Here is a 26,218-nt window from a genome sequence, read left to right as displayed (position 1 = left end):
GTGACTGCCCATCCTGTTGCTCCACTGCCCGACGAAGAGGACGCCGCCTTGTTGCGGCGTTATCGCCAGGGCGATGCCGAGGCCTTTGCGCTGCTTTATCAGCGCCATCGCCTCGGCCTGTTCCGTTTTCTCTGCGGCCTGTGCGGCGACCCGACGCTGGCCGAAGAGGTGTTCCAGGACACCTGGATGAGCCTGATCCGCAGCCAGTCGCTACAAAGCGAGGCGGTGCTGTTCAAGACCTGGCTGTACCAGATCGCGCGCAATCGGCTGATCGATCACTGGCGCAAAAGCGGCCGCCAAGAGGGAAAGCATGAGGCGTTCGACGAGCAGCTGCATGACCAGCCATGCAGCGACGCCGACCCCGAGCGACAGTTCAGCCTGACCCGCGATCAGGAACGTCTGCAGGCCGCGCTGGCCGATCTGCCGGCCGAGCAGCGCGAAGTCTTCCTGCTGCGCGCCCACGGCGATCTGGAGTTGCACGAGATCGCCGAGCTGACCCGCACGCCGGCGGAAACGGTGAAAAGCCGTTTGCGCTATGCGTTGCAGAAATTACGTCGGCTGCTGGCTGACCCGGCCGCCGAGGAGTTATCCGCATGAACCGCGACCCACACGAATCGCAGGACGCGTCCCGCGAGCAGGCAATGCTCGAACACTTCCGCAACCACAGCCTGGGCGAACCCGGCGCCGAGCTTGATGCGCGCATTCTGGCGGCGGCCCGCGCCGCGCAGGCGGCTGACAAGCGAGGCTGGACGCAACGGCTGCATGGCTGCCTGTTCGGCCACAGCGGGCGCCAGCGCTGGTCCGTGGCGATGGCCGGCTTGGCCTGCGTCGGCATTGGCGCGAGCCTGACCTGGCGCACCCTGGAACAAACACCCGAGCGCTACGATGAGCCGATCCCGCACGCGGCAATGGCCCCGGCAGCCGCGCCAGCGACAAGCGAGGCTGACGCCGCCTACGACATGGCCCGCGAACAGGCTCCCGCGCCCAGGATGCAGGCGTATTCCTCCGCACGAAAAGCCGAAGATCAGCAGGCTGCGCCCGTGCTGATGGAGCAGGCCTCCAAACCGGCGCCCGAGGCGTTGGCGGATAGCGCAGAGCGGTCCTTATCTGCCACTGCGCAGGCCGACAGGGTGGTTGAGCCCGAGGCGGAGAAACGGCTGCTGCAACTGCTTGAGCTCCGTCGCGCGGGCAAGGTCGAGGAGGCGCTCAGCGCCCGGCAGCGTCTGCAGAAGGCGTATCCGCAGCTGGACATCGACGCGAACCTTGAGCGAATAGAGCGCGCCAATCCGATACCGCAATGACCCACGGCGCGGGTGACAGGTTTTTCACCGGTCTGCCAACCGCTTACGCCACGCCCGCGGACAAACCGCTAGCATGGCTTTTTTTTGCCGCAGGGAGCGCGTGATGCCCGCCAATAACCTCGACGCCGACGGCAGAAGCCTGCCGCGCCTGCTGCTGGAACTGCTCTGGCAGCTGGCCATTCTCATCGTGCCGATTGTCGTGGTCGCCATGCTGCCACCGCTGCTGGCCCTCGCCGTGGTGATCGTGCTGGTCGCGGTGACGAGCGCGGCGGCCAAGCTGGGCTACCCCGGTTTTGCCAATGGCACGAGCCGCTTGCTCACGGCCGCCCTGATCGGCCTGGGCTTTTCGCTCGGTCGGGCGCTGCCGGAATACTGGAACCTGATAGCCGCGCTGCTGACGATCGTGCTCGGGCTGGCGGCTGCGGCCACGCTGGAGCTGCGTCTGGGCCTGGTCGTTGCCAAGCCGCAGACGGTTGACGACGAAGAGCCTGAGGGCCTCAGCGCGTGGGGCAATCAGGTGCTGGCCCTGACGCCCGAGGGCGAGCCGATCCATACCTTCAACTGGGGCGAAATCGCCATGGGCGGGCCTGCTTATTGCGATTACCTGCTGCCCGACGGCGTGGTGCTAGAGGGGCTGGGCAGCTCGGCGCGGTTCTCCAGCGATGGGCGCTATTTCGCCGCGCCGGTTCCGTCCCGTCAGCAGTGGGGTCTGGCGATTTTCGACCGGCAGTTACGGCGGCTGTATCGCTGCCCAGAATGCAGCGAGTTCTGGGAGCTGGATGCGTTTGGCGACGGTGAAATCCAGGGCCGCAACAGCCCGTTGGTGGCCAACCAGCGCTATCGAATCAAGTTGGAGGATCTGCTGTGCCAGGCACAGAGCGAGGACTTCATCGCCATTGCCGACCTCTGGCTGGCGCCCGCCTGGGCCGATCGCTTGAACGACAGCCGGCTGAGCTTTACCGCGCCCACCGGTGAGCATGTGCTGAGCGCGGAATTGAACGTGCCGGCAAACCTGCGCGGCCTGGACAATCCGTTGACGCCCCTGAGCCATCCCAGTTACCGCCTGCTGCTGGACGGGCAACCGAGCGGTTTGCTCGCCCATGCCGACGAGGCAGTGGTGTGGCGCGACGACGGCCAGGCGCTGGTGTGCCGCGCCCGCGCCGAAGATCACCTGGAAAATACCTGGAGCAACGATTGCTGGCTCTGGCAAAGCGGCGCAGGTTGGCGCGTGCTGCCGCAGCCCTGGCAGGCGCTGCACGGCGAGCCTACACCGAACTGGGGCGCGCCGACCCGGCTGGATAACCTGCGGGTCTGGCGCGAAGCCTATTTCGATTATGCCGCCACCGACCGCCTCGGTTATGGCTATGGCCTGCAAAGCATCCACAGCGACAGCGAAGTGCTGCTTGGCCATGATCACCTGGGCCGTGCAGTGCCTGGCGAGCATCGCTTGACCACGCTGCAGTTGGCGACGGCCCTCGAGCCAATCGCCGGGCGGGGCATCAGCGCGGTGCATTCGCAACCGCTGCAAGGCCAACAGGCCGCCTGCCTGCACTGGTTGCGCGACAGTTCCGACGGGCTGCGTGGCGCCTATGCCGTCCGTATCGGCGAATGGTGTTTGGACGGTGAGTGGTGCCTCGACCATCGCGTGTCCGATTGCGGGCGATACCTGGTGTTGATCGCCTTCGCCGAGGCTCCCGCGGTGCCGCACCGGCTGGTGGTCGCCGATGTGCAGGCGCGGCAGCTGCTGGCGCTCGAGCAGCCGTTGCAGGTGGCGCGGCTCTATGACGTGCGTGACGGCGTGATCAGCCTCGCCCACGTGCAAGGCCGCCTGGGGGAAGGGGAAACCAGCACGCCGCTGCGGCGGTTTTCCCAGCCAGCGCCCGATGCCCGCAGCGCGGCCGGTTTCAATAAGCCCCGAGGCGGCTCGCGGCTGTATTACCAGGTGGCAGAGGTTCGAATCGAGGCCGACCGTCTGCGCCTGCTACCGAGCTGGCGCCTGGTCGATCGGCCGCAGGCGGGCAATGCGGTAGGCGATTTCATCCTGCCCGCACCTTCCACGCAGGACGCGGCCTGGTTGTTCGGCAGCGACAGCAGCTATCAGGACAACTATCTGCGCGAGGGTCAGCCGCGCCAGGGCGCTTGCCTGCTTACCGCATCCGGGTGCGCAGTGGCCGACCTGGGGCCATCGCTGATCTGGTCGGACGACGGCCGTTATCTCGCGCTCACCCGCCATCTGGATCGATTCGATGCCCGCAGCGGTAATGATCGAAACGACAGCTGGTTGCTGTTGCTGCTCGATGTGCAGAAGAAAACGCTGCGCAGCGATCAGGTTTCCATCGGGCTTATGCCGTGTTTCGAGGGCTTCGACAGCGATGGACTGCGGGTGCGCCTGTTCGCCCATGACTACCAGGTGGAAGATGACCCTGGCGAACTCCATACGATTGCCTTCGAGCACCTGCTCGCCTTGTCGCTGGAGCCCCTGCACGCGACCGGCGGCTTGTGGATGCCAGGGTCAGAACTGCCCCGCGCCGGACAATGGCAGCGCCTTGATCGCCAGCAACTGTCACCTTGGAAACCCGCAGGAGAACCCTTATGACGGCAAGTGAAACCGCGGCCTGGCTGCCGCTGATCAGCTACATCGGCTTGTTGCCGCTGATTCTGGTGTGGCTGGCTGGTGGTGCCATGGCGCTGACCTATTGGCGAGTTGCGCCCCGCGCCAGTCAGTTGTGCCTGACCAGCATGCTGATTCTGCTGGCCTGGCAATTGGTGGCAGTGGGGCTGAACCTGCTGGTGTCGCTGAGTGTCGACTGGAGTGAGCCGTTCCATCCGGCGCTGATGCATGGCGTGATCAACGGGGTTGGCAATCTGGTGACCGCAGCGGCCTACCTGTTGCTGTTGCGTGCGGTATTCATTGGGCGCCAGGCTGATCAAGGTGCTGTCGACGCGCGAAAGCCTTGCTAGATGCCGGATAACGGACGAGCCTTAACTTCATTGCCAATTAGTGTGTTGCCATGATGATCTATCGCGCTTCTCTCTTGGTTTTAGCGCTCGCCCTTAGCGCATGCGACAGCGAGCCGAAACCCGAGCCCAAGCCCGCCAAGGTTGAGACCCGTCAACCGCAAGCTGCCCGACCTGCGCCAGCGCCTGAGCGCAAACCCCAGGTCGCAGCCCCGGCGGCGGCCAAACCTGCCGTCAAGGCACCCGTCGCTACCGCCCCGGTCGCCACACCGAGCCCCAAGCCCGCGGTGAAGAAACCGGTCGCCACCGTTAAAGCGCCGCCGGTTGCCGAGCCGATTCCGGATATCGAACTGGACCTGAGTGTACCGGCCGAGATGCTTGAGCCGCCTGCGCTGGTCGACTCGGACGACATTCCTTCGGACTCGCTGCTGCCCCCGCTGTTTGGCGGTGAACCCGACGACAACTTTCAATTGAATGGCAGCCTGATTACCGACGAGCACAGCAAGAAGAACTACATCGATTCGGTGGAGGGCGCGCAGCTGCAGTTCGAATTCAAGCGTTAGCCATTTGCTTGGGCAACCTGACTTGTCTACCCCCTAGAAAAGGAGCTTCCATGAACTTTGCCTACACCATCGTCTATGTCCCGGACGTGGCTGCGTCCCTGAGTTTTTTCGAGCAGGCCTTCGGCTTCGCGCGGCGCTTTCTTCACGAGAGCGGCAGCTACGGCGAACTGGAAACCGGTGCGACGGCGTTGGCGTTCGCCGCCCACGAACTTGGCGAGATGAATTTTCCCGATGGCCATGTAGCGGCCCACAGTTCGGTCAAACCCTTGGGCATGGAAGTCGGTTTTGTTACCACGGACGTTGCCGCAGCCCACGGACGGGCGCTTGCAGCCGGCGCGACGGAAATCGCCGCACCGGTGACCAAACCCTGGGGCCAGACGGTCGCCTATGTGCGCTGCCCGGATGGCACGCTGGTAGAGCTGTGCTCGCCAATGGGTAGCTGATCGGGCGGGCGGTGATTCGCCGCCCGTTCGGCTCACTCGACAAACAGGTCTGGGATCAACGCACCGCCGGCGGGATCGAAACGGTAGTGCTCGAAGTCGCTCTGGCCCTGCTCACGCAAAATATCTTCATCGATCAATAAGCGCCCGCTAATGCTGCGCCCGCTGCTGCTGAGAATGGCGTGGGCGGCGTCGGCCATGATCGCTGGCGTGCGGGCGCGCTTGAAGGCGTCGCGGCTGCCCAGCTCGAATTCGATGGCGGCGGTGGCGATCATGGTTTTCGGCCACAGCGAGTTGACGCTGATGCCGTACTTTTTGAACTCCTCGCTCATGCCCATGGTGAGCATGCTCATGCCGTATTTGGTCACGGTGTAGGGGCCGTGCTGGGCAAACCATTTGCTGTCCATGTTCAGCGGCGGCGACAGATTGAGGATGTGGCCACCAGCGCTTTGCTTGCCCGCGGCGGAGCCGCTTTCTTTCAAATAGGGCAGGGCGGCCTGGCTGCAGACCATCACCGCGCGAGTGTTGATCTGGAACATCAGGTCGAAGCGCTTGGGTTCGAGCTTCTCCACACCGACCAGCTTGATTGCGCCGGCGTTGTTGATCAGCACGTCAATGCCGCCGAAGTGCTTGGCCGCCTGGGCCATGGCGGCTTTGACTGCGTTTTCGTCACGCACATCCAGTTGCAGCGCCAGGGCCTTGCCGCCGACTTCTTCAACTTCAGCGGCCACCGAGTGGATGGTGCCGGGCAGCTTGGCGTGAGGCTCGGCGCTTTTCGCGGCAATCACGATATTGGCGCCGTCTGCCGCAGCCTTGAGGGCGATTTCACGGCCGATGCCACGGCTGGCGCCGGTGATAAACAGGGTTTTGCCTTGCAGTGACATATGCGTGCTCCAATATTGTTGTTATGTAGGGTGGATGACGTATTTCTCATCCACCTTGGCGGCGTGATGGTGGATGGATAAGGCGCCATCCACCCTACGGAGTCAGGCTTCTCTGGCTTCGATTTCTACCAGCAGCTGACGGTTCTTCACCTGATCACCGCGGCTTACACCAATCCGGCGTACCACGCCGTCGATGCTGGCCTTGAGCGGGTGTTCTATCTTCATTGCTTCTAGGACCACCAGCAGCTGGCCCTTGCTGACACTGGCGCCTTCCTCGACCAGCACTTCGACAATCGCCCCATCCATCGGTGCTTTCACGCTGCCCGAACCGGCGCCGGCGGCGCTGCTGACGGGCAGTTGGGTGATGTCGGTCAGCTGCAGATTGCCGTTATGGCCATACAGCCAGAGGTTTTCGCCGGCCAGGTGATAGGCCAGGCGCTGGCGAATGCCGTCCAGCTCCAGGGTGGCCCAGCGGCCGTTGCTGGCCAGCAGTTTGAGGCTGACCTGTTGCTCGCCAATAGTGGCCAGTAGGCTGGGTTGTGGGCCGTCCGCCAGTACTTGCAGCTCCACGGCAAATACCTGTTCGCCCTGCTTGAGCAGGAAACGCCAGGGTGCGCTGCCGGCATTGCGCCAGCCGGAGAGGCCCGGTTGGTGGGCGCGGGCATTGGCTGATTGTTGGAACAGCAGGGCGGCGGCGGCGGCCAGTTCGCAGGCCTTGGGTGGCTGCGGGCTTAGGCTCGGGTCACTGGCGAAATGCTCGGCGATAAAGGCCGTGGTGGCGTTGCCGGCGGCAAACTCGGGGTGGCTGAGCAGGTTGGCGAGAAAGCGCTGGTTGCCGTTGACGCCGAGCAGCACGCAATCCTCAACCGCACGCACCAGCTTGCGCCGCGCTTCATCGCGGGTCGCGCCATAGGCGATCACCTTGGCCAGCATCGGGTCATAGAACGGCGTAATGGCCTGGCCTTCGATCAGGCCATGGTCGATGCGAATACCGTCGCGTAGCGCCGGCTCCCAGCGCAGGGCGGTGCCGGTTTGCGGCAGGAAATTCTGCGTGGCGTCTTCGGCGTACAGGCGCACTTCCATGGCGTGGCCGGTGAGGCGAATCTCATCCTGCTTAAGCGGCAGCGGCTGGCCTTCGGCGACGCGAATCTGCCAGGCGACCAGGTCCTGGCCGGTGATCAGTTCGGTGACCGGGTGCTCCACCTGCAGGCGGGTGTTCATTTCCAGAAAGAAGAATTCGCCGCTCTGATCGAGGAGAAACTCCACGGTGCCGGCGCCGACATAGTTGACTGAGGCGGCCGCTTTAACGGCTGCCTCGCCCATGGCTTGGCGCAGCTCGGCCGTCATTACTGGGCAGGGCGCTTCCTCGACCACTTTCTGGTGGCGGCGCTGCACCGAGCAGTCGCGCTCACCGAGGTAAACGATGCTGCCGTGCTGGTCGCCGAATACCTGGATTTCCACATGGCGCGGCTGGATGACCGCACGTTCGAGAATCAGCTCGCCTGAGCCGAAGGCATTTTGCGCCTCCGAACGGGCCGTGCGGATCTGCGCCAGCAGTTCACAGGATTCGTGGACCAGGCGCATGCCACGGCCACCACCACCGGCACTGGCCTTGATCATCAGTGGATAGCCGATGCGCTCGGCTTCGCGGCTCAGGGTTTCGTCGTCTTGGGCTGCGCCCTCAAAACCGGGAATGCACGGCACGCCGGCTTCAAGCATGGCGATCTTCGACAGGCGTTTGCTGCCCATCAGGTGGATGGCTTCCACGGTCGGGCCGATAAACACGATGCCGGCGGCCTCACAGGCGCGGGCGAAGTCTGCGTTTTCCGAGAGAAAGCCATAGCCAGGGTGGATCGCGTCGGCCCCGGTTTTCTGCGCTGCCTTGATAATGTTTTCGATGACGAGATAGGACTGGTTGACCTGGGCCGGACCGATGCACACGGCTTCATCGGCTTGCTGCACATGGCGCGCGCTGGCGTCGGCCTCCGAGTAGACGGCCACGGTGCGGTAGCCGAGGTCCTGGGCGGTGCGCATCACCCGGCAGGCGATTTCCCCGCGGTTGGCGATCAGAATTTTGTTAAAGGCGGGCATCTGTGTGCTCCTGCTGGGGTCGTAAACCTGGCGATCAGGTCATGTTGTAGGGGGCTTATTCAGCAGCCCACTTCGGCGCACGTTTTTGCATAAAGGCCATGGTGCCCTCGACGCCTTCGGTACCGGTTACCGCCGCGGCAAACTGCTCGGCGGCGCGGTCCAGCAGAGGTCCGAGTGCTTCGTTTTCTGCGGCCAGCAACAGGGCTTTGGTCTGGGCATTGGCCTGCGGCGCGCATTGGCGCACCTGGCTCAGTACCTGGTGCAAACGGGCGTCGACGGCTTCGCTATCGGCTTCGCTGAAATGCACCAGGCCCAGGCGTTCGGCTTCGCTGCCGTTAAAGCGGGCGGCGGTAAGGGCCAGGCGACGGGTCTGGGTCAGGCCAATGCGCCGCACCACAAAGGGTGCAATCTGCGCCGGCAGAATGCCCAGGGTGGTTTCCGGCAGGCCGAACTTGGCGTCCTGCTGGCAGATGGCGATATCCGACACGCAGGCCAGGCCAAACCCGCCGCCCAGTACCGCGCCTTCGAGCACGGCGATCAGCACCTGCGGCGTGTTCTGCGCTTCTTCCAGCAAGCTGCCGAAGGCGCGGTTAAGGCTGCGGTAGGCGTCGCCACCGGCCGCTCTGGCACCGGCCATATCCTTGATATCGCCACCGGCGCAGAAATGCCCACCGGCACCGCGCAGCACGATGGCGCGTACGCTCAGATCATTGCGCAGGCTTTCCAGTACCGCGCGCAATTCGCTGACCATGGCCAGGCTCATGGCGTTGCGGCTGTCCGGGCGGTTAAGGGTGACTTGCAACACGCCGGCATCGAGGCTGAGCAGCAGGGTTTGGCAATCGGGCAGAGCGGACATCAGGTAATCCTCTTACATGGCGCTGAATACGCAGGCCGTAGGGTGGGTCACGCTTTACCGACCCACCGAGCGGCGTCACGGTGGACGTAAAAAGCGACGTCCACCCTACGGTTTCCGTTCTTAGCCTTTCTTCTTACCCGGCAGAATGCCCATCAGCTTGCAGATAATGCCCAGCATGATTTCGTCGGCACCGCCGCCAATGCTCACCAGGCGCACGTCGCGGTAGGCGCGGGCCACCGGGTTTTCCCACATGTAGCCCATGCCGCCCCAGTACTGCAGGCAGCTGTCGGTGACTTCACGGCCAAGGCGGCCTGCCTTGAGCTTGGCCATCGAGGCCAGGTTGGTGACATCACGGCCACGCACGTACTGCTCGGTGGCCTGGTAGACCAGGGCGCGCAGGCACTCGATTTCGGTCTGCAGTTCTGCCATGCGAAAGTGGATGACCTGGTTGTCGATCAGCGCATTGCCGAAGGTCTTGCGCTCCTTGCAGTAGTCGATGGTGGCGTTGATGCAGTGCTCCAGGCCTTTGATCATGTTGGCCGCGCCGAACAGGCGTTCTTCCTGGAACTGCAGCATCTGCATCATAAAGCCCGCGCCTTCGTGGCCGATGCGGTAGCGCTGCGGCACGCGCACGTTGTCGAAGAACACCTGGGCTGTCTCCGAGCTGCGCATGCCGAGCTTGTCCAGGTGCGGGCTGACGCTGATGCCTGGAGCGTTCATCGGCACCATGATCAGTGACTTGTTGACGTGCGGCTTGTCGTCCGAGGTATTGGCCAGCAGGCAGATAAAATCGGCGCTTGGCGAGTTGGTGATCCACATCTTGCTGCCGTTGATCACATAGTCGCTGCCGTCTTTCTTGGCGGTGGTTTTCAGCCCGGCGACATCCGAGCCGGCACCCACTTCGGAGACGCCGATGCAGCCGACCATCTCGCCGGCAATCGCCGGTTTGAGGAACTCTTCGCGCAGCTCATCGGAGCCGAAGCGCGCCAGGGCCGGGGTGCACATATCGGTCTGCACGCCGATGGACATCGGGATACCGCCGCAGATGATGGTGCCGAACTCTTCGGCTGCGACGATCGAGTAGCTGTAGTCCAGGCCCATGCCGCCGAATTTTTCCGGCTTGGAGATGCCCAACAGACCCAGGTCGCCGGCTTTCTTGAAGATCTCGTGGATCGGGAAGCGGCCGTCCTTTTCCCACTGCTCGACGTGGGGGTTGATTTCCTTGTCGACAAAGTTACGGACCGTGCGGCGCAGCTCTTCGTGTTCTTGGGTGAAGATCATTTCTTGTTCTCCGAAGGGTTACAGGCGGGCTACGCCGAAAGTGGTGGTTTTAAGCGGACGAACAGCGGCCTCGGCACAGATATCCAGCAGGTAGCCGAGCAGCTTGCGCGTATCGCGTGGGTCGATCAGGCCGTCGTCCCACAGGCTGGCGGTGCCGTAGAGCGCGGTGGACTGGCTGTCGAGTTTCTGCGCGGTGACGGTTTCCAGCATGTCGAGCATCTTCGGGTCGGCCTCCTTGCCTTCCTTCAGGTGCTTTTCCTCGGTGACGATGCGCAGCACCTTGCCGGCCTGGGCGCCGCCCATCACCGCGGTCTTGCTGTTGGGCCAGGCGAAGATAAAGCGCGGGTCGAGGCCACGGCCGCACATGGCGTAGTTGCCGGCGCCATACGAGCCGCCAACCACGATGGTGAGTTTCGGCACCGTGGCGTTGGCCACCGCCTGGATCATCTTCGAGCCATGCTTGATCACGCCGAGCTGCTCCGACTCGGTGCCGACCATAAAACCGGTGGTGTTGTGGAAGAACAGGATCGGCGTGTTGCTCTGTTCGCACAGCTGGATAAATTGCGCCGCCTTGGCCGCGCCTTGCGGGGTGATCGGGCCGTTGTTGCCGATAAAGCCGCAGGGCTCGCCTTCGATCTGCAAGTGGCCGCAGACGGTCTGGTTGTCGAACTCGTTCTTGAAGTCGAGAAACGCCGAGCCATCGGCGATACGCGCGATGATCTCGCGCACGTCGTAGGGCTTCTTGGCGTCGGCCGGAACCAGGCCGAGCAGTTCCTCGACCGGATACAGCGGCTCGTTGTAGGCCTTCGCCGGGCGCGCCGGCAGTTGCGCGTTCCACGGCAGCATGGCGAGGATTTCCCGGGCGATGCGTACGCCGTCGGCGTCATTCTCAGCCAGATATTCGGCGGTGCCAGCGACCTGCGCATGCATCTCCGCGCCGCCCAGTTGCTCATCGGTGGCGATTTCGCCAGTGGCAGCTTTTAGCAGTGGCGGTCCGGCGAGGAACATCTTGGCCTTGCCGCGCACCACCACCACATAGTCCGACAGCCCCGGCTGGTAAGCCCCGCCCGCAGTGGAGGAACCATGCACCACGGTGATCTGCGGCAAGCCCATGGCGGACATGCGCGCCTGGTTGGCGAAGCCGCGCGCGCCTTCGACGAAGATGTCGGCGGCGTAGTTAAGGTTGGCGCCGCCGCTCTCGGCCAGGGTGACCACCGGCAACTTGTTTTCGACGGCGATTTGCTGCAAACGCAGGGTTTTCTTCAGCCCGGTCGGGGAGATGGTGCCTCCCTTGATCGCGCTGTTGCTGGCATTGACCAGGCAGCGCACCCCGGCGATATAACCGATGCCGGAGATGATCCCGCCGCCGGCCTGGGTGCCGTCCTTGTCGTCGTGCAGCTTGTAGCCAGCCAGGGATGAAAGTTCGAGAAAGGGCGCGCCAGGGTCGAGCAGCAGATTAAGGCGTTCACGCGGCAGCAGCTGGCCGCGCTTTTCAAACTTGGCCTTGGCTTCAGCAGCCTTGTTCAGGCAGTTCTGTTCGATCTGGCGAAAGCTGTCGACGGCGGCCAGCATGGCCTCGCGGTTCTTGGCGAAGTCCTCGCCATGCACGTCGATCTCGGATTGGATAACCGGCATGGCTGTTACTCCTGATCTTTCAGAACTTCGGGCACATAGGCCCGGTGAAAGCCGTTATAGGTTTCGCTATTTTTCGCCTTGCCCAAGGTCCAGGCGCGGCTGCCCTGGCTGGCAGCGCCGTCGATGCGGATGGTGTTGCCGCTGATGAAATTAGCCCCCGGGGTGAGCAGGAAGACGATGGCCGCAGCCACTTCCGATTCGCTGCCGATGCGTTGCAGCGGCACGTGATCCTTGAGCGAGCGGATCATGGTTTTCATCGATTCGGGGTAGGTGTCCATGCCGCTGGAGGCGATCCAGCCCGGTGCCACGGCATTCACCCGCACCCCGGCGTGGCCCCACTCGTAGGCGGCGGTCTTGGTGAAGTTTTCCATACCGGCGCGCGCCGCGCCCGAATGGCCCATGCCCGGCATGCCGCCCCACATGTCGGCGAGCATATTGACGATGCTGCCGCCGTGTTTGCTCATGCTTTGCAGGAAGACTTCCTTGGCGATCAGAAAACCGCCGACCAAGTTGGTGCGCACCACGGTCTCGAAGCCTTTCTGGTTGATGCCGATCAGCGGCGCGGGGAACTGGCCGCCGGCGTTGTTGACCAGATGGTGAATCTGCCCGCGCTCGGCGACCACGGTTTTGACCATGGCCTTGACCGCTTCTTCATCACGGATATCGCAGGCGTGAAAACTGGCGCTGCCGCCGTCTTCGATGATTTCGCTGCAGGTGGCTTCGAGCTTTTCCAGCTTGCGCCCGACCAGCACCACGTGGGCACCCAGGTTCGCCAGCTCATGGGCGGTGCAACGGCCGATGCCGCTGCCGCCGCCGGTGACCATGATGGTCTGGCCGCTAAACAGGCCGGGTTTAAAGACTGAGTCGTATGCCATTGTTGCTATCGTCCTAGTCGTAGGGCGGACAGCCGCGAAGCGTTGTCCGCCAAGAACTGGTGGATGGGTGAAGCGTCAGCTACGCGCCCCGATCCACCCTACAAAGTCGCCGCGAGGGCACTGGGTACTGGCACCGGGAACTCCAACAGCTGCTGGGCGAAGGCCTTGCCCTGCGGGTCGATGCGCAGAGAGGCGACGCCACCGCCGCCCAGGGCGTTCTCCAGTAAAAAATTCAGGCTGTGGCTGCCGGGCAGATACCAGCGGTCGACGCGACCGACCTGCGGATCGAGCACGTGGCTCATCCAGTCGACCACTGCTTCGCGAGTCAGCGCAGCCGCGATCCACGCCAGATATTCAGGTTTTCTTGCCATAACACCGATATTGCTGTGGTTGCCCTTGTCGCCGGAGCGCGCCACCGCCAGCTTGATCAGCGGCACGCTGGCGTCGGCATCGCCTTGCGGCACCGGCGGCTCGGCGTCAGCGGCCAGATCCGCCAGGTTCAACGCCTGGGGGCGCGGCAGCACAACCGCGTGGCGTTGCCCCTGCAACTCCACCTCCAGCGCGCAATTACCTTTGTCAGTAAGGAATGAAAACAAGCGAATCACCGGGTACACCGTGGGGCGACCACCGACGATGCCGGTCAGCCCCGGCGCCATGCCGGTCGCGGCCTGGGCGATCTCGCGGGAGAACAAAATCAAGGCTTCTTTCTTCGCATGGCGCACGGCGATCTTGATCACGATCTCGCGGGTATCGGTGCGCTGGCCGTGCATGCCGTATGTGGCTTCGCTGCCGAGCAGTTCAATACTGACCTCTTGGTAAGCCCCCCAGCCACGTTCGGCGAACATTTCCTCGGTTTTGTTGATGATCGCCTGGCTGACCCGTCGGGCTTTTTTCACCGCGTCGATGCCAGCCATCAAGCAGCTGGCCGTGCAGCGAAAACCGTCCGGATAGGTGGCGCTGACTTTGTATTGATTCGTCGGCGCCAGGCCGCGGGCGCCTTTGAGTAGCACGCGATTTTCGCCCACCTGGCTGAGCTCGACCTGGGTGAAGTCGCAGATCACATCAGGCAGCAGATAGGCTCGAGGATCGCCGATTTCGTAGAGCATCTGCTCGCCTACGGTAAAAGGCGTGACCAAGCCGCCGGAACCCTCCGGCTTGGCCACGACAAAGCTGCCATCGGCTGCTACTTCTACCACCGGGAAGCCGATATGTTCGTAGTCCGGCACGCTTTCCCAGTCGGTGAAATTGCCACCCGTGCACTGCGCGCCGCACTCGATGATATGCCCGGCCAATGCGGCCTGGGCCAGCTGGTCGTAGTCGCTCCAGCTCCAGCCGAATTCATGCACCAGGGCGGCGCTGACCACGGCGCTGTCAACCACGCGGCCGGTGATGACGATGTCTGCGCCGAGCTTCAAGGCTTCGACGATGCCTGGCGCGCCGAGGTAGGCGTTGACCGAGACGCAGAAGGGCGGCAACGGCGAGCCGCTGAACATTTCCACGGTGCCGGCCTTGGCCAGCTCACCGAGCTTGGGTTGCAGATTGTCACCGTGCAGCACGGCAATCTTCAGATTGACCCCGGCCTGCTCGCACGCAACTGCCAAAGCGGCAGCGCAGGCACTGGGATTGACCCCGCCGGCGTTGCTGATTATGCGTATGTTCTTGGCGGCGATATCGGCCAGCAGCGGCGCAAGGGTTTCCACAAAGTCGGTGGCGTAGCCGGCGTCCGGCTTCTTCATCCGTGCGCCGGCCATGATCGACATGGTCACTTCGGCCAGGTAGTCGAATACCAGATAATCCAGTTCGGTGCCTTGAACCAGCTGAGCGGCGGCGGTGCTGGTATCGCCCCAGAAGGCGGAAGCGCAGCCGATGCGTACGGCTTTAGTCATTGTGATAGGCCCGCAACACATGAGTGAGGTGATCTGAAGGCTACCAAGCAAGCGCTTGGTTTAAAAGCCCCGAGCAGATCTTTCTTTCGCAAATTCAGCCAAGCGCTTGCTTGGGTTGCCTGTGCAGCATAAATTTCACCAATAACGACAAACACTTAGGCGAATCTGCCGATAAACAGCGGGTAAATGCGCACTGCGCGAGCACCCAGCCGATGCGACATGGAGAAACAAAGCGTGGATGATCAACAAGCCCAGGCGGTGATGCGCGAGCTGGTCAGCAGCGGCCAGGTGACCGACCCGGACAGCGCCCGCGGCAAGCTGCTGCAGACCGCCGCGCACCTGTTTCGCAGCAAGGGCTACGAACGTACCACGGTGCGCGACCTGGCCAGCGCCGTGGGCATTCAGTCCGGCAGCATCTTTCATCACTTCAAGAGCAAGGATGAAATCCTGCGCTCGGTGATGGAGGAAACCATCCGTTACAACACGGCGTTGATGAGAGCCTCTCTGGCCGACGCGAGCAACCTGCGCGAGCGGGTACTGGCGCTGATCCGCTGCGAGCTGCAGTCGATCATGGGCGGTACGGGCGAGGCCATGGCGGTGCTGGTGTATGAATGGCGCTCGCTGTCCGAGCCCAGCCAGCAGTTCATCCTGGAGCTGCGCGATGTCTACGAGCAGCTCTGGCTGGACGTTCTGGCCGAGGCCAAGGCCGCGGGATATTTCAAGGCTGACCCCTTTATCCTGCGGCGTTTCCTGACTGGCGCGCTGAGCTGGACCAATACCTGGTTCCGCGCCGACGGCGCCATGAGCCTGGATGAGCTTGCCGAGCAGGCGTTATCGCTGGTGATAAAGGAAGTTTGAGCAGAGTGGGCTACGCTCAGCCACTATCAAGGTTTTACTGCGGATAGGATCTTTCGCTTGGCAGTCACAGGGACCGACGACGGCTCTGTGCTAGTGAGGAGGTGCATCGTTGCAGATGGTAATGAAGGCGTGCCTGTGGGTGCTGTGTCTGTCGCTCGCGACGCCGCTTATGGCAGCGCAGGAAGTCCGCGTCGGCGCCTATAACTTCCCGCCCTATGTGGTCAAACCCGAGAGCGAGCGGCCGAGCGGGCTGGTGCCGGAGCTGCTGGCGGCGCTCAACCTCATGCAGGACGGCTACGAATTTGCCCTGGTGCCGACATCGGTGACGCGTCGGTATCGCGATATGCAGAGTGGCCGATTCGATCTGATCCTGTTTGAGTCACCGCAATGGGGCTGGAAAGACACCGCCCATGTTGCCCTGGATCTGCAGATCGAAGACGCCGAGGTGTACGTGGCCCGCGCCGAGCCAGGTCGTGATCAGCGTTATTTCGAGCAGATCATCGGCAAGCGGCTCGCCCTGTACAACGGCTATCACTATGGCTTTGCCGACTTCAATTCGAACCAGCAGTACCTGCGCGATGAGTTGGGGGCGGTGCTGACCTATTCCCACGACAGCAACCTGATCATGCTGCTGCGCGGGCGCGCGGATATCGCGGTGATCACCCGCTCATACCTGCAGATTTATCAGGATCGCCACCCCGACCAACGCTCGGCGCTGCTGGTGTCCGAGCGGGTGGATCAGGTCTACCGGCACAAGGCGTTGTTCAGCCCCGCGTCGCCGCTGGATACCCCGCGTTTCGCCAATTTGCTGCGCGAGTTGAATCAGGATGGACGCCTGGATGCGCTGCTTGCGCGCTATTACGTGCGGCGGACTTCGGCGGCGGAGTAATGGCCTCAGGTCACTCGCAGTGGATAGCTCAGCAACAGCAGATGCAGCAGATTGACCGCGCCATGCAGGGCGATCGCCACACTCAATCGGCCACTGTAGTGAAAGGCCAGGCCGTAACCGAGCCCGGCCAGGCCAGCGACCAGTGCGAACAGTGGGCTGAAGGGAACATGGGCGGCGCCGAACAGCAGCGCCGTCAACAGTAACCCCGGCCACAGGCCCAGCCAGGCAACCAGCCGCGTTTGCAGCACCGCGCGAAACAGCAACTCCTCAGCCAGTACCGCAACCCCGAGATTGACCGCCAACCACAGCCACAATCCTTCCGGCCACTTCGGCTGCCAGGCCACCACACCTATGGTGAGTGCCACCAGCGGCACGCCGAGCAGCGTCAGCAAGGCCACGCCTGCAGCGTAAACGGGACGCCTGGTGGCGCCGTGGGGCCGCCCCAGCCACCAGGCCAGCAGCGTCACGCCGACCAGCAGTTTGTCCCACGACAGGCGCAAGGCGTAGGGCAGGGCATCGGCGCTGATCTGGCGCGTGGGCCACAGCGGCCAGGGGCTGAAGCCGGGCACCAGGTGCGCGGCAAACGCGATGCCAGCCACCAGCACAAGCGCGCCCCAGATTGCGTCATGCAGCCAGGGCCGGCCAAACAGCACCAGGGCGATAAACAGCGCGCCAAAGGCCAGCCCGTTCGGCTGAATAAAGCCCAGGGTAAACCCCAGGGTTAAGGCCAGGCTTGGCGGTAACAGACGTAGATACGGCGACATGGCGGCTCCCAGGCAAGCGCCGCAGTCTAGTGTCCGGCCTCGCGATTTGCCATGCGCAGCAAGGAGTCAGGTCATTCAAAGCAACTGCTGCAACTGCCTGGTCAGGGCGTATGAAAGTAGCGCGCCAACAGGTCGGGGTCGTCGAAATGCGCCTCGCCGACAAAGGCGGTGGCGTGTCGGCCCCACTGACGCATTGCACCCGGCGAGCGGACGCCGGACGGCCACAGCAGCCAGCGCTCCAGGCGCTCGCTGCCTTCGACCAGTCCGTCCTGGGCATACAGGCTACGGCTGCCCTGGGGGTGAGGGAGTTGGCTCAATTGCTCAAGCGGCTGCTGGTCGTACACCATCGAGGGGAAAGTTGAGCGCCTGCCATCGACCCACAGCAATTGATGCGCGCTGCTGCTCAGCCACAGGGTTGCGCCCTCGGTGCCCTTGATGGACAGGCGGCGAACCGAGCGTGCCTCCTGGCCATCCGGCTGCTGGAAGGCCAGCGCAGAGTCCGCCGGCAGGTAGAAGCCATGCCAGCAACCGCAGGGGTGGATGCTGTCGTAGAGCAGGGCATTGCCGCGCTCGTCCAGGGTTACGCGCCAGATCAGCCCGTCCAGCTCGCCGCCGAGCAGGTCCAGGGCGTGGGTTTTTGGCCGTTCGCTGAACCACAGCTGGTAAATCAGCTGCAGCCGCCAGCGCCCGTCGATCCGGCTCCAGCCCAGCTGCTGATAGAGCTGCGGCTGGGTCGCTGCAAATTCGCGGCGGCCCTGGCCGTCGAACCGCGGCGAGCCGATGCGATCAGCCTGGCTCGCTTGTTCCACCCGCAAGTGCGGGGCGTGGCGTGCCAGCAGTGCGGCTCGTTGCTGGCTATCCGGTTGTGGCAGGCCCAGGGCATCTGTCGCGACCCGTACCTGCCCGGATGGTGGATAAGGCTGTGGTTGATAGCTCAACCACCCAGGCGAATCGGCGGGGGCCTGGTAGCGTGCGGCCTCTGCCTGCCAGGCAGCGATGCCACGTTGGTAGATGGGTTTGAACAACGGGTACGCGCCGAATGCGCGAGCCCAGAACGAGTAGTCAGAGGTGACCTGGCTGGCGCTGCGCAGCCGTTCGAATGAGGGTGGGTGGTCGAGTAACTGACGGGTTTGCTGAGTACGGCATGCATCCAGGCGGTTCTGTATGGCCGCTGTGCTCCAGCGGGCACGCTGCGAGACTGGCAGGTTGCTCAGTTCGACGCGCCTGGCACGGCGATCATTGTCGGTCAGGCGCTGTAACCAGAGCTGGCGCTGTTCAGCGGTGGATGGCGCAGAGGCGAGGGCGGCGCTGAGGCGGTCGGTACGCAAGCCGTAAACGCCTTCAACAGGGCGGTAGCGACTGTCGCGATGGTCGGCGCTGGCGTCTGTCCAGTTGCTGAAAAGCGCATCGCAGCTGCCGACTGGCGGCTCGACCGGCTGCGCGGAGCAGGCCATCAGTAAGGGTACAAACCACAGCCAGCCGTTACCGCTCGCGCGCATCCTTGGCTTCCTGCTCGACATTGCGCTTGTTGATGCGCTCCAGCTGTTCTTCGCTGAGGGGCAGTTTTTTCGCGGTGTCGCGCAGCAGCAGCAAACCGCCAACGATGGATCCAAGTGCCAGAATCATGATCAGCCAGGCATACCAGGGCATGGTCGGCTCCTCGATAGGTGAATGTGCTAACCACCTTAGCGCGCATGGCCGGGCTTGTCAGGCCGGCTGTGCGTCTGTAAGTAACGCGCGGGCTCACTGCGCAACGCGCACGCACTATGCAAGAGCGTCGCGCGGTGCTTAGCGCCGTACCTGTTTCAGCGTCTCGGCGATCAGAAACGCCAGCTCCAGCGACTGGTCGGCATTCATGCGCGGGTCGCAATGGGTGTGGTAGCGATCCGACAGGCCGTCTTCGGTGATTGGCCGCGCGCCGCCGATGCATTCGGTGACGTTCTGCCCGGTCATTTCGATGTGGATGCCGCCGGCGTAGCTGCCTTCGGCCTGGTGCACGGCGAAGAACTGCTTCACCTCGGCCAGGATTTGCGCGAAATCACGGGTCTTGTAGCCGCTCGAGGCCTTGATCGTGTTGCCGTGCATCGGGTCGGAACTCCACAGCACGTGGCGACCTTCGCGTTGCACGGTCTGGATCAGTCGCGGCAGGCCGGCTTCGACCTTGTCCGCGCCCATCCGCACGATCAGGTTGAGGCGGCCAGGATCGTTCTCCGGGTTGAGGATATCGATCAGCCGGATCAGGTCCTCGTCGGTCATGCTCGGGCCGACCTTCACGCCGATCGGGTTACCGACGCCACGCAGGAATTCGACATGGGCGCCATCGACCTGGCGGGTGCGGTCGCCGATCCACAACATATGCGCCGAGCAGGCGTAGTTGCCGCCGGTGAGGCTGTCGCGACGGACAAAGGCCTCTTCGTAATTGAGCAGCAGCGCTTCGTGGGCGGTGAAGAAGCTGGTTTCACGCACCTGCGCCGAGGTGTCCATGCCGCAGGCGCGCATGAAGGCCAGGGTTTCATCGATACGGTCGGCCAGGTGGCTGTATTTTTCCGCCAGCGCCGAGTTGGCGATGAAATCCAGGTTCCACTGGTGCACCTGGTGCAGGTCGGCAAAACCGCCCTGGGCAAAGGCGCGCAGCAGGTTCAGCGAGGCGGTGGACTGGTGATAGGCCTGCAACAGCCGCTCGGGATCGGGCACACGGCTTTTCGCGTCGAAGCCGATGCCGTTGACGATGTCGCCGCGGTAAGCCGGTAGGGTGGTGCCGTCGATGGTTTCGTCGTTGGCCGAGCGCGGCTTGGCGAACTGGCCGGCCATGCGCCCGACCTTCACCACCGGGCAGCCCGCGGCGAAGGTCATGACGATGGCCATCTGCAGCAGCACCTTGAAGGTGTCGCGAATCTTCGCGGCGCTGAACTCGGCGAAGCTTTCGGCGCAGTCGCCGCCCTGCAGCAGAAAGGCACGGCCCTGGGTCACCTCGGCAAACTGCCGACGCAGCTCGCGGGCTTCGCCGGCGAACACCAGCGGCGGATAACCGGCCAGGGTTTGCTCGACTTTTGCCAGGTGGCCGGCATCGGGGTAATGAGGTTGCTGCTGGATCGGCTTGCTTCTCCAGCTTTCAGGGCTCCAGGGTTGCGACATCGCGGCTCTCGGCTTCAGGCAATTTGGGCGGACGGGCATGGTAACCGATACGCCCTTCGCTTCAAGCCGATAGCTTTGATAGGCAAACTGCATACCTGGCGAGCGTTTGGCGCCGGTGGGCGGTGCTGGCAGCGCGAAGGGCATTTTTTGCGTGACGCCCGGCGGCCGCCTCCGTGACAATCGCTTCCTCAACTCCAGCCGAAGTGGCCTGGAACTCAGTGTGGGGAATGATGGATGCCCGGTTTACCTCCGGTGGATCAGATGCCGGAACCGCTATTGATCGCCGAAGTGCACGATGCATTTGGCGTGATTCAGGTCGTCGAGATGGGCGCGTATCGCTTTCTCGAATTTGGCGAGGCGATCGAGCAAAGCTGCATCTTCATGGCCGACCCGAGCTGGCTGGAGTACGACTACACCCGTGCCATGCTGCTTGGCGCGCTGTGCCATGCGGCGCCCGAAAGCGCGCTGTTTCTCGGGCTCGGTGCCGGCAACCTAACCCAGGCCTGCCTGAAGTTCCTACCGCTGGATGACGTCGAAGTCATCGAACTGCGCCCCGACGTGCCTCGCCTGGCCATGGAACACATGGGTCTGGTAGACGACCCGCGGCTGACCATCCGCATCGGCGATGCCCTGGAGCTGCTGGAAAGCGCCGAGAAGACCGACTTGCTGTTCGTCGATCTGTACACCGACCATGGCCCGGCGACGGGGCATCTGGCCTGGCGGTTTCTGGAAAATTGCCAGAAGCAGCTCAACCCGGGTGGCTGGCTGATCATCAATCAATGGGCCGGTAACGACGGTAAGCCGCTGGGCGCGCCATTGCTGCGCGGTCTTTACCACCGGCACTACTGGGAGTGTCCGGTGAAGGAGGGCAACGTCGTGTTGCTGGTGCCGGCCGATCTCGATCAGCAGCTCGATTTCGACGAGCTGACACGTCGCGACGAGTGCCTGGCGCCGCAATTGGGCTACTCCCTACTGCCGCTAATCAAGGCGCTGCGGCCAGCAAGCTGAGGCTGTTTTCCACCTCTGGAGTGCTTGCGAGTTTCGTAGGGTGGACATGCCGAAGGCTTGTCCACCACCGGGTTGCCAGTGGTAAATAAAGCTTCGCTATGTCCACCCGCCAAAAACATGCCGTACTGCGCTTAACGCCCTTTGAAATCTCCTGGTCGGCGTTCGAGCATGGCGCGTACGCCTTCCTGTGCATCCTCGCTGGCCATCAGGCGGGTGACCGTGCCATGCAGGCCGCTCGCCGCGGCAATGGCGCCTTCGCTGACAGTCTGGCGTGCCGATGCCAGCGTCGCTTGCACGCCAAGGGGCGCCTGAGCGGCGATCCGCTCGGCCAGCCACAAGGCTTTGGGCATCAACTCTTCGCTCGCAACGACCTCCTGAACTAGCCCCAGGCGATAGGCCTCGTGAGCGTCGAACTCATCGCCCGTGAGCAGCCAGCGCATTGCATTGCCCCAGCCTGCGGTCTGGTGCATACGCAGGGTTGCGCCGCCGAACGGAAAGATACCGCGCTGGACTTCCATCTGGGCGAAACGAGTATTGCTGGCGCACAGGTTGATGTCCGAGGCGAGCATCAGCTCGATGCCGATGGTGAAACAGTAACCCTGTGCTGCAACCACCACCGGCTTGCTGACGCGGGGCCCGCCGAATACGCCCCAGGGGTCGCAACCGCCCTCGGGGATTTTCCAGCCGGCGGCGAAGCTGGCCGCGACGTTGGCCAGGTCCAGCCCTGCGGTGAAATGCTCGCCGTGGGCAAACACCAGCGCCACGCGCGCATCGCTGTCGCGTTCGAATTCGCCGTAGGCCAGGCAAAACTCATTGAGCAGGTCGAGATCGAAGGCGTTGCGCTTGGCCACACGGTCGAGGCCGATCAGCATGATGTGGCCGCGTTTTTCCCGGCTGACGCGAGCGCTGCTGCTTTGAGTCATGGCAAAAAATCCTTGGACGGTTATGGAGAAAGTCCGCACGGGTATAGCGGTTTGGCATGCGCTTGTCCAAGGTCGAGGCACGGTCAAAATAGGTCCGGCGCCCAACCATTTGACAGTGCCTGGGCTTATTTACCGGAAAAACCAGCACATGAGTCAGGTTTTTCCGGTATAGTGCGCGCCGGTCAATTCATGGCCACGTTCAGGAAGCGCAACTCGCCCGAAGGCTAACTTCGGCAGCTAGTCCGCTCAGCGGACTAACCTTAACGATTCATTTATCAATACGTTTTCGCAAATCCCCGCCGACAGGGCTGCCAGGGTGACTCTAGGGTCTTACACGGCATGCGCAGCTTTGGAACATGGGTCTTTGCGGATGCACTAGAGGCAGACCCATGACCCAAGTAATCGGCGGCTTCGCCGCACTCGACCTTCATCCGAATATTCTTGCTGCCGTCATCGCGACTGGCTACGAAGAGCCATCGGCAATCCAGATCCAGTCCATTCCGGTGATCCTCGCCGGTCACGACATGATCGGCCAGGCGCAGACCGGCACCGGCAAAACCGCCGCGTTTGCTCTGCCAATCCTCAGCCGCATCGACCCGACCAAGCGTCAGCCGCAAGCGCTGATCCTGGCGCCGACCCGCGAGCTGGCCCTGCAGGTTGCCACTGCCTTCGAAACCTACGCCAAGCAAATGCCCGGCGTCAGCGTTATCGCCGTATACGGCGGCGCGCCCATGGGCCCGCAGCTGAAAGCCATCCGCAATGGCGCACAGATTGTCGTCGCCACCCCGGGCCGTCTGGTCGACCACCTGCGTCGCGACGAGAAAGTACTCTCCACCATCCAGCACCTGGTGCTGGATGAGGCTGACGAAATGCTCAAACTCGGCTTCATGGATGACCTGGAGCTGATCTTCAAGGCCATGCCGGAAACCCGCCAGACCGTGCTGTTCTCGGCCACCTTGCCGCATTCGATCCGCGCCATTGCCGAAAAGCACCTGCGCGACCCCAAGCACGTCAAGATCGAAACCAAGACCCAGACTGTGACTGCCATCGAGCAGGCTCACCTGCTGGTGCACGCCGACCAGAAGCACGCTGCTGTATTGCGCCTGCTCGAAGTCGAAGAATTCGATGCGCTGATCGCCTTCGTCCGCACCAAACAAGCCACCCTGGACCTGGCCTCCGCGCTGGAAGCCAAGGGCTATAAGGTTGCACCGCTGAATGGCGACATCGCCCAGAACCAGCGTGAGCGCGTGATCGAGTCGCTCAAGGACGGTCGCCTGGACATCGTGGTCGCCACCGACGTTGCCGCCCGTGGCCTGGACGTACCGCGCATCACCCACGTAATGAACGTGGACATGCCCTACGATCCGGAATCCTACGTGCACCGTATCGGTCGTACCGGCCGCGCGGGTCGTACCGGTCGCGCCCTGTTGCTGGTGACTCCGCGTGAACGCCGCATGCTGCAGGTGATCGAGCGCGTTACCGGGCAGAAGGTCAGCGAGGTTCGTCTGCCTGACGCTCAGCAGGTTCTGGACGCGCGCATCAAGAAGCTGACCGCGAGCCTGGCGCCGCTGGTGGCTGATGCCGAAGCCAGCCATGGCGATCTGCTTGACCGCCTGACCGCTGAAATCGGCTGCACCCCGCGCGCCCTGGCTGCGGCACTGCTGCGCAAGGCAACCAATGGTCAGGCCCTGACCCTGGACGAGCTGCAGCGTGAGCAGCCGCTGGTGCCGAGCAGCGCGCCGCGTGAGCGCAGCGAGCGTTCCGATCGCCCTGAGCGTAGCGACAGCCGCGAGCGTCGTGCACCGATCCCGCTGGCTGAAGGCCGCGCCCGTTGCCGCACCGCGCTGGGCGCGCGTGACGGTATCGCCGCGAAAAACCTGCTGGGCGCGATTCTCAACGAAGGCGGTCTGGTTCGCGAAGCCATCGGTCGCATTCAGGTGCGCGAGAGCTTCAGCCTGGTCGAGCTGCCGGAAGACGGGCTTGAGCGTCTGCTGACCAAGCTGAAAGACACCCGCGTCGGTGGTAAGCCGCTGAAGCTGCGTCGCTATCGCGAAGATTGATTCGCTGAGTCACTGAAAAGCCCCGCATTGTCGTGATGCGGGGCTTTTTTGTGGCTGCGATTTGCCGGTCTGGCGCGCGGTCAGTCATCGTCGAGCAGCTGCTCCAGACGCCGCGGATAGTTGTTGAGGAAATCGCGGGTGACCAGGTAGTGCTCGGTCTCCTCATAGGCGACTTCGCTGAGCCCGGTCTCGTCGAAGCGAACGATCTTCGCGTGGGGATACGCCAGCAGGATCGGTGAGTGGGTCGCGATGATGAACTGGGAGTCGTCGCGGGCGAGCTGGTGAATTGCCGACAGCGCCGCAAGCTGGCGGCTGGGAGACAGTGCTGCCTCGGGTTCGTCGAGCAGGTAAAGGCCTTTGCCACGCAGCTTGTGCGTCAGCAACGCCATGAACGCTTCGCCGTGCGAGCGTGCATGCAGCGATTTATCGCCATAGCCACCCAGATAACCGACCTCGTCCATGTAGGTGGCCACGTTGAAGAAGCTTTCAGCTCTGAGGAAGTAGCCGTCTTTCGGTTTGGCGTAGCTGCGCGTCAGGCGCAGGTCGCGATGCAGGGCAGACACCGACTGGACCGTCTGCAGCTGGAAGTTCTTTGTTCCGCCTTCGGGGCTGAAGCCAAGTGCCAGGGCTATCGCCTCAAGGATCGTCGATTTGCCGCTGCCGTTCTCGCCGACGAAAAAGGTGACGTCGGGATGAAACTCCAGCCGGCCCATCTGCCGGACGGCCGGAATGCAATAGGGGTAGGCCAGGCTCGACAGATCGGTCTCCGGGCGAATCGATACACTTTGCAGGTAAGGCTTGGCGTTGAGGGACATGGTGTTTCCGTCGCGGTCGTCGGTGCCGCGAGCTTAGCCTCGTCAGGTCGTCGACGGTAGGCCAGCGCTCGGTCTGCGGGCTGCTAATCATCAGCCAAAGCGATAGATGTCCATTCCCAGTGCGCCAAGGGTGAAGCCGCTGTGCTCGACCTGAAAACGACCGCCAGCGCCACGGGCAAAAAACAGCGGCAGCAAATGCTCATCGCTCGGGTGGTTGCGTCTGGCTTGCGGCGCGCTCTGGCGGTAGTCCAGCAGTGCTTCGTCGTCGTCCTCGCGCAGTTTGTCCACCATCCAGTCACGAAACGCCTTGGCCCAGGGTTCGATCACGTCGGGGCCAGCCTGCCAGTCGAGCTCGGCCAGGTTGTGGGTGATGCTGCCGGAGCCGATCAGCAGCACGCCGCGCGCCCGTAGTGGTGCCAGCGCCTGGCCGATGCGGCTCTGCATGGCTGGCCCCAGTCGGCTGGGCAGCGATACCTGTACCACGGGGATATCGGTCTGTGGGTACATCAGGCTCAACGGTACCCAGGCGCCGTGATCGAGCGGGCGCTGCGGATCCGCTTGCGCCGGCAGGCCGGCATCATTCAGCAGATGCAGGATGTCAGCGGCCAGCGCCGGGTCACCGGCTGCCGGGTAGCGCAGTTGGTACAATTCGGCGGGAAAGCCATTGAAGTCATGCCAGGTCGGCGGCCGCGCGGCGGTACCCACCCGAAGGTCATGGCTTTCCCAATGGGCTGAAACGACAACAATCGCCCGTGGTCTTTCCAGCTGCGCTGCGAGACGCGCCAGGGCTGGGCCGCTGGCTTCTGGTTGCAGGACCAGCATGGGTGAACCGTGGGAAATAAAGAGGCTGGGCAGCATGGCGATCTCCAAGTGATACGTCATTTTCGATCGATTAGCCGCAGCTAAATAGCGCAAATACTCTACAGCTATGATCAGTCAAATCGATGGGTCACCACCTCGGTGGTGTTGCATGGGGTTTTCCGCCAGCATGGCCGG

24 protein-coding genes are annotated in these 26,218 nt (G+C 63.3%); 10 read left to right on the top strand and 14 right to left on the bottom strand.

Annotated features, from left to right (window positions below; genetic code table 11):
- The 6 genes from ACX0MV_RS10750 (at position 1) to ACX0MV_RS10725 (ending at position 5,265) form a co-directional block, all read left to right on the top strand.
- Entirely contained in the window at positions 1-597 is a 597-nt protein-coding gene (locus ACX0MV_RS10750; RefSeq protein WP_458982499.1) for an RNA polymerase sigma factor, read from the top strand.
- On the top strand, positions 594-1,301 hold the full coding sequence (locus ACX0MV_RS10745) for a hypothetical protein (protein WP_458982498.1): 708 nt from the start codon (positions 594-596) through the stop codon (positions 1,299-1,301). Before ACX0MV_RS10750 ends, ACX0MV_RS10745 begins: the two co-directional genes overlap by 4 nt.
- A 103-nt stretch (positions 1,302-1,404) precedes the next feature.
- On the top strand, positions 1,405-3,897 hold the full coding sequence (locus ACX0MV_RS10740; RefSeq protein ID WP_458982497.1) for a hypothetical protein: 2,493 nt from the start codon (positions 1,405-1,407) through the stop codon (positions 3,895-3,897).
- The gene (locus ACX0MV_RS10735; RefSeq protein WP_458982496.1) at positions 3,894-4,262 is read left to right on the top strand and encodes a hypothetical protein; all 369 of its coding nucleotides are present in this window, start codon (positions 3,894-3,896) and stop codon (positions 4,260-4,262) included. Before ACX0MV_RS10740 ends, ACX0MV_RS10735 begins: the two co-directional genes overlap by 4 nt.
- Before the next feature lie 50 nt (positions 4,263-4,312).
- Positions 4,313-4,822: a hypothetical protein gene (locus tag ACX0MV_RS10730; RefSeq protein WP_458982495.1), complete on the top strand. Its 510-nt coding sequence runs from the start codon at positions 4,313-4,315 to the stop codon at positions 4,820-4,822.
- 50 nt (positions 4,823-4,872) lie between these two features.
- Complete coding sequence (locus tag ACX0MV_RS10725; RefSeq protein ID WP_458982494.1) at positions 4,873-5,265, top strand: VOC family protein; 393 nt, start codon at positions 4,873-4,875, stop codon at positions 5,263-5,265.
- A 32-nt stretch (positions 5,266-5,297) separates the two neighbouring features.
- On the opposite strand, the gene ACX0MV_RS10720 is transcribed toward ACX0MV_RS10725, so the two are convergent.
- The 7 genes from ACX0MV_RS10720 to ACX0MV_RS10690 all read right to left on the bottom strand — a co-directional run bounded on the left by ACX0MV_RS10720 (position 5,298) and on the right by ACX0MV_RS10690 (position 14,770).
- Positions 5,298-6,146: an SDR family oxidoreductase gene (locus ACX0MV_RS10720; RefSeq protein WP_458982493.1), complete on the bottom strand. Its 849-nt coding sequence runs from the start codon at positions 6,144-6,146 to the stop codon at positions 5,298-5,300.
- Between the two features lie 102 nt (positions 6,147-6,248).
- On the bottom strand, positions 6,249-8,237 hold the full coding sequence (locus ACX0MV_RS10715; RefSeq protein WP_458982492.1) for an acetyl/propionyl/methylcrotonyl-CoA carboxylase subunit alpha: 1,989 nt from the start codon (positions 8,235-8,237) through the stop codon (positions 6,249-6,251).
- A gap of 55 nt (positions 8,238-8,292) precedes the next feature.
- Positions 8,293-9,093, bottom strand: coding sequence for an enoyl-CoA hydratase/isomerase family protein (locus tag ACX0MV_RS10710; RefSeq protein WP_458982491.1), 801 nt, complete (start codon positions 9,091-9,093; stop codon positions 8,293-8,295).
- Between the two features lie 120 nt (positions 9,094-9,213).
- Positions 9,214-10,374 (bottom strand): citronellyl-CoA dehydrogenase, encoded by a 1,161-nt coding sequence (gene atuD, locus ACX0MV_RS10705; RefSeq protein ID WP_458982490.1) that lies wholly within the window; start codon positions 10,372-10,374, stop codon positions 9,214-9,216.
- Positions 10,375-10,392: 18 nt separating this feature from the next.
- On the bottom strand, positions 10,393-12,009 hold the full coding sequence (atuC, locus tag ACX0MV_RS10700; protein WP_458982489.1) for a geranyl-CoA carboxylase subunit beta: 1,617 nt from the start codon (positions 12,007-12,009) through the stop codon (positions 10,393-10,395).
- A 5-nt stretch (positions 12,010-12,014) separates the two neighbouring features.
- Positions 12,015-12,884 (bottom strand): SDR family oxidoreductase, encoded by an 870-nt coding sequence (locus ACX0MV_RS10695; protein ID WP_458982488.1) that lies wholly within the window; start codon positions 12,882-12,884, stop codon positions 12,015-12,017.
- Positions 12,885-12,982: 98 nt separating this feature from the next.
- Positions 12,983-14,770 carry an acyclic terpene utilization AtuA family protein gene (locus tag ACX0MV_RS10690; protein WP_458982487.1) on the bottom strand — a complete coding sequence of 596 codons (1,788 nt, stop codon included), beginning with the start codon at positions 14,768-14,770 and terminating at the stop codon, positions 12,983-12,985.
- Between the two features lie 234 nt (positions 14,771-15,004).
- On the opposite strand from ACX0MV_RS10690, the gene ACX0MV_RS10685 reads away from it, so the two are divergent.
- Together ACX0MV_RS10685 and ACX0MV_RS10680 are read left to right on the top strand one after the other, a co-directional pair.
- Complete coding sequence (locus tag ACX0MV_RS10685) at positions 15,005-15,628, top strand: TetR/AcrR family transcriptional regulator (protein WP_458982486.1); 624 nt, start codon at positions 15,005-15,007, stop codon at positions 15,626-15,628.
- Positions 15,629-15,743: 115 nt separating this feature from the next.
- Positions 15,744-16,517: a substrate-binding periplasmic protein gene (locus ACX0MV_RS10680; RefSeq protein ID WP_458982802.1), complete on the top strand. Its 774-nt coding sequence runs from the start codon at positions 15,744-15,746 to the stop codon at positions 16,515-16,517.
- 5 nt (positions 16,518-16,522) lie between these two features.
- Here ACX0MV_RS10680 and ACX0MV_RS10675 read toward each other — a convergent pair whose 3' ends face one another.
- The 4 genes from ACX0MV_RS10675 to ACX0MV_RS10660 form a co-directional block, all read right to left on the bottom strand.
- Positions 16,523-17,281 carry a CPBP family intramembrane glutamic endopeptidase gene (locus ACX0MV_RS10675; RefSeq protein ID WP_458982485.1) on the bottom strand — a complete coding sequence of 253 codons (759 nt, stop codon included), beginning with the start codon at positions 17,279-17,281 and terminating at the stop codon, positions 16,523-16,525.
- Between the two features lie 101 nt (positions 17,282-17,382).
- Positions 17,383-18,780, bottom strand: coding sequence for a hypothetical protein (locus ACX0MV_RS10670; RefSeq protein ID WP_458982484.1), 1,398 nt, complete (start codon positions 18,778-18,780; stop codon positions 17,383-17,385).
- Complete coding sequence (locus ACX0MV_RS10665) at positions 18,764-18,931, bottom strand: DUF2897 family protein (RefSeq protein ID WP_458982483.1); 168 nt, start codon at positions 18,929-18,931, stop codon at positions 18,764-18,766. The genes ACX0MV_RS10670 and ACX0MV_RS10665 overlap by 17 nt, the downstream gene beginning before the upstream one ends.
- 138 nt (positions 18,932-19,069) lie before the next feature.
- Positions 19,070-20,416: a class II 3-deoxy-7-phosphoheptulonate synthase gene (locus tag ACX0MV_RS10660; protein WP_458982482.1), complete on the bottom strand. Its 1,347-nt coding sequence runs from the start codon at positions 20,414-20,416 to the stop codon at positions 19,070-19,072.
- A gap of 234 nt (positions 20,417-20,650) precedes the next feature.
- Here ACX0MV_RS10660 and ACX0MV_RS10655 point away from each other — a divergent pair, with 234 nt between their 5' ends.
- Complete coding sequence (locus ACX0MV_RS10655) at positions 20,651-21,424, top strand: spermidine synthase (RefSeq protein WP_458982481.1); 774 nt, start codon at positions 20,651-20,653, stop codon at positions 21,422-21,424.
- A gap of 131 nt (positions 21,425-21,555) precedes the next feature.
- Here ACX0MV_RS10655 and ACX0MV_RS10650 read toward each other — a convergent pair whose 3' ends face one another.
- Positions 21,556-22,347, bottom strand: coding sequence for a crotonase/enoyl-CoA hydratase family protein (locus ACX0MV_RS10650; protein ID WP_458982480.1), 792 nt, complete (start codon positions 22,345-22,347; stop codon positions 21,556-21,558).
- Between the two features lie 389 nt (positions 22,348-22,736).
- Between ACX0MV_RS10650 and ACX0MV_RS10645 the strand changes: the two genes are divergently transcribed.
- Entirely contained in the window at positions 22,737-24,407 is a 1,671-nt protein-coding gene (locus ACX0MV_RS10645; protein WP_487247654.1) for a DEAD/DEAH box helicase, read from the top strand.
- Positions 24,408-24,487: 80 nt separating this feature from the next.
- Here the strand turns inward: ACX0MV_RS10645 and ACX0MV_RS10640 are convergent, their stop codons facing one another.
- The gene (locus ACX0MV_RS10640; RefSeq protein WP_458982478.1) at positions 24,488-25,222 is read right to left on the bottom strand and encodes an AAA family ATPase; all 735 of its coding nucleotides are present in this window, start codon (positions 25,220-25,222) and stop codon (positions 24,488-24,490) included.
- 90 nt (positions 25,223-25,312) lie between these two features.
- The gene (locus ACX0MV_RS10635) at positions 25,313-26,080 is read right to left on the bottom strand and encodes a DODA-type extradiol aromatic ring-opening family dioxygenase (protein ID WP_458982477.1); all 768 of its coding nucleotides are present in this window, start codon (positions 26,078-26,080) and stop codon (positions 25,313-25,315) included.
- Between the last annotated feature and the right edge of the window lie 138 nt (positions 26,081-26,218).

The sequence above is a fragment of the Pseudomonas cistanchae genome (assembly GCF_054483635.1).
Note: the sequence above shows the minus strand (reverse complement) of the source record. Positions and strands in the feature narration are given on the sequence as shown.

Excerpts from the sequence above, each read along its gene's own strand:
- ACX0MV_RS10740 (WP_458982497.1), top strand. The coding sequence starts at position 1,405 with ATGCCCGCCAATAACCTCGACGCCGACGGCAGAAGCCTGCCGCGCCTG.
- ACX0MV_RS10730 (WP_458982495.1), top strand. The coding sequence starts at position 4,313 with ATGATGATCTATCGCGCTTCTCTCTTGGTTTTAGCGCTCGCCCTTAGC.
- ACX0MV_RS10690 (WP_458982487.1), bottom strand. The coding sequence starts at position 14,770 with ATGACTAAAGCCGTACGCATCGGCTGCGCTTCCGCCTTCTGGGGCGAT.
- ACX0MV_RS10695 (WP_458982488.1), bottom strand. The coding sequence starts at position 12,884 with ATGGCATACGACTCAGTCTTTAAACCCGGCCTGTTTAGCGGCCAGACC.
- ACX0MV_RS10655 (WP_458982481.1), top strand. The coding sequence starts at position 20,651 with ATGCCCGGTTTACCTCCGGTGGATCAGATGCCGGAACCGCTATTGATC.
- ACX0MV_RS10670 (WP_458982484.1), bottom strand. The coding sequence starts at position 18,780 with ATGCGCGCGAGCGGTAACGGCTGGCTGTGGTTTGTACCCTTACTGATG.
- ACX0MV_RS10745 (WP_458982498.1), top strand. The coding sequence starts at position 594 with ATGAACCGCGACCCACACGAATCGCAGGACGCGTCCCGCGAGCAGGCA.
- ACX0MV_RS10720 (WP_458982493.1), bottom strand. The coding sequence starts at position 6,146 with ATGTCACTGCAAGGCAAAACCCTGTTTATCACCGGCGCCAGCCGTGGC.
- ACX0MV_RS10680 (WP_458982802.1), top strand. The coding sequence starts at position 15,744 with ATGGTAATGAAGGCGTGCCTGTGGGTGCTGTGTCTGTCGCTCGCGACG.
- ACX0MV_RS10725 (WP_458982494.1), top strand. The coding sequence starts at position 4,873 with ATGAACTTTGCCTACACCATCGTCTATGTCCCGGACGTGGCTGCGTCC.
- ACX0MV_RS10650 (WP_458982480.1), bottom strand. The coding sequence starts at position 22,347 with ATGACTCAAAGCAGCAGCGCTCGCGTCAGCCGGGAAAAACGCGGCCAC.
- ACX0MV_RS10710 (WP_458982491.1), bottom strand. The coding sequence starts at position 9,093 with ATGTCCGCTCTGCCCGATTGCCAAACCCTGCTGCTCAGCCTCGATGCC.
- ACX0MV_RS10660 (WP_458982482.1), bottom strand. The coding sequence starts at position 20,416 with ATGTCGCAACCCTGGAGCCCTGAAAGCTGGAGAAGCAAGCCGATCCAG.
- ACX0MV_RS10635 (WP_458982477.1), bottom strand. The coding sequence starts at position 26,080 with ATGCTGCCCAGCCTCTTTATTTCCCACGGTTCACCCATGCTGGTCCTG.
- ACX0MV_RS10665 (WP_458982483.1), bottom strand. The coding sequence starts at position 18,931 with ATGCCCTGGTATGCCTGGCTGATCATGATTCTGGCACTTGGATCCATC.
- ACX0MV_RS10640 (WP_458982478.1), bottom strand. The coding sequence starts at position 25,222 with ATGTCCCTCAACGCCAAGCCTTACCTGCAAAGTGTATCGATTCGCCCG.
- ACX0MV_RS10715 (WP_458982492.1), bottom strand. The coding sequence starts at position 8,237 with ATGCCCGCCTTTAACAAAATTCTGATCGCCAACCGCGGGGAAATCGCC.
- atuD (WP_458982490.1), bottom strand. The coding sequence starts at position 10,374 with ATGATCTTCACCCAAGAACACGAAGAGCTGCGCCGCACGGTCCGTAAC.
- atuC (WP_458982489.1), bottom strand. The coding sequence starts at position 12,009 with ATGCCGGTTATCCAATCCGAGATCGACGTGCATGGCGAGGACTTCGCC.
- ACX0MV_RS10645 (WP_487247654.1), top strand. The coding sequence starts at position 22,737 with ATGACCCAAGTAATCGGCGGCTTCGCCGCACTCGACCTTCATCCGAAT.
- ACX0MV_RS10735 (WP_458982496.1), top strand. The coding sequence starts at position 3,894 with ATGACGGCAAGTGAAACCGCGGCCTGGCTGCCGCTGATCAGCTACATC.
- ACX0MV_RS10675 (WP_458982485.1), bottom strand. The coding sequence starts at position 17,281 with ATGTCGCCGTATCTACGTCTGTTACCGCCAAGCCTGGCCTTAACCCTG.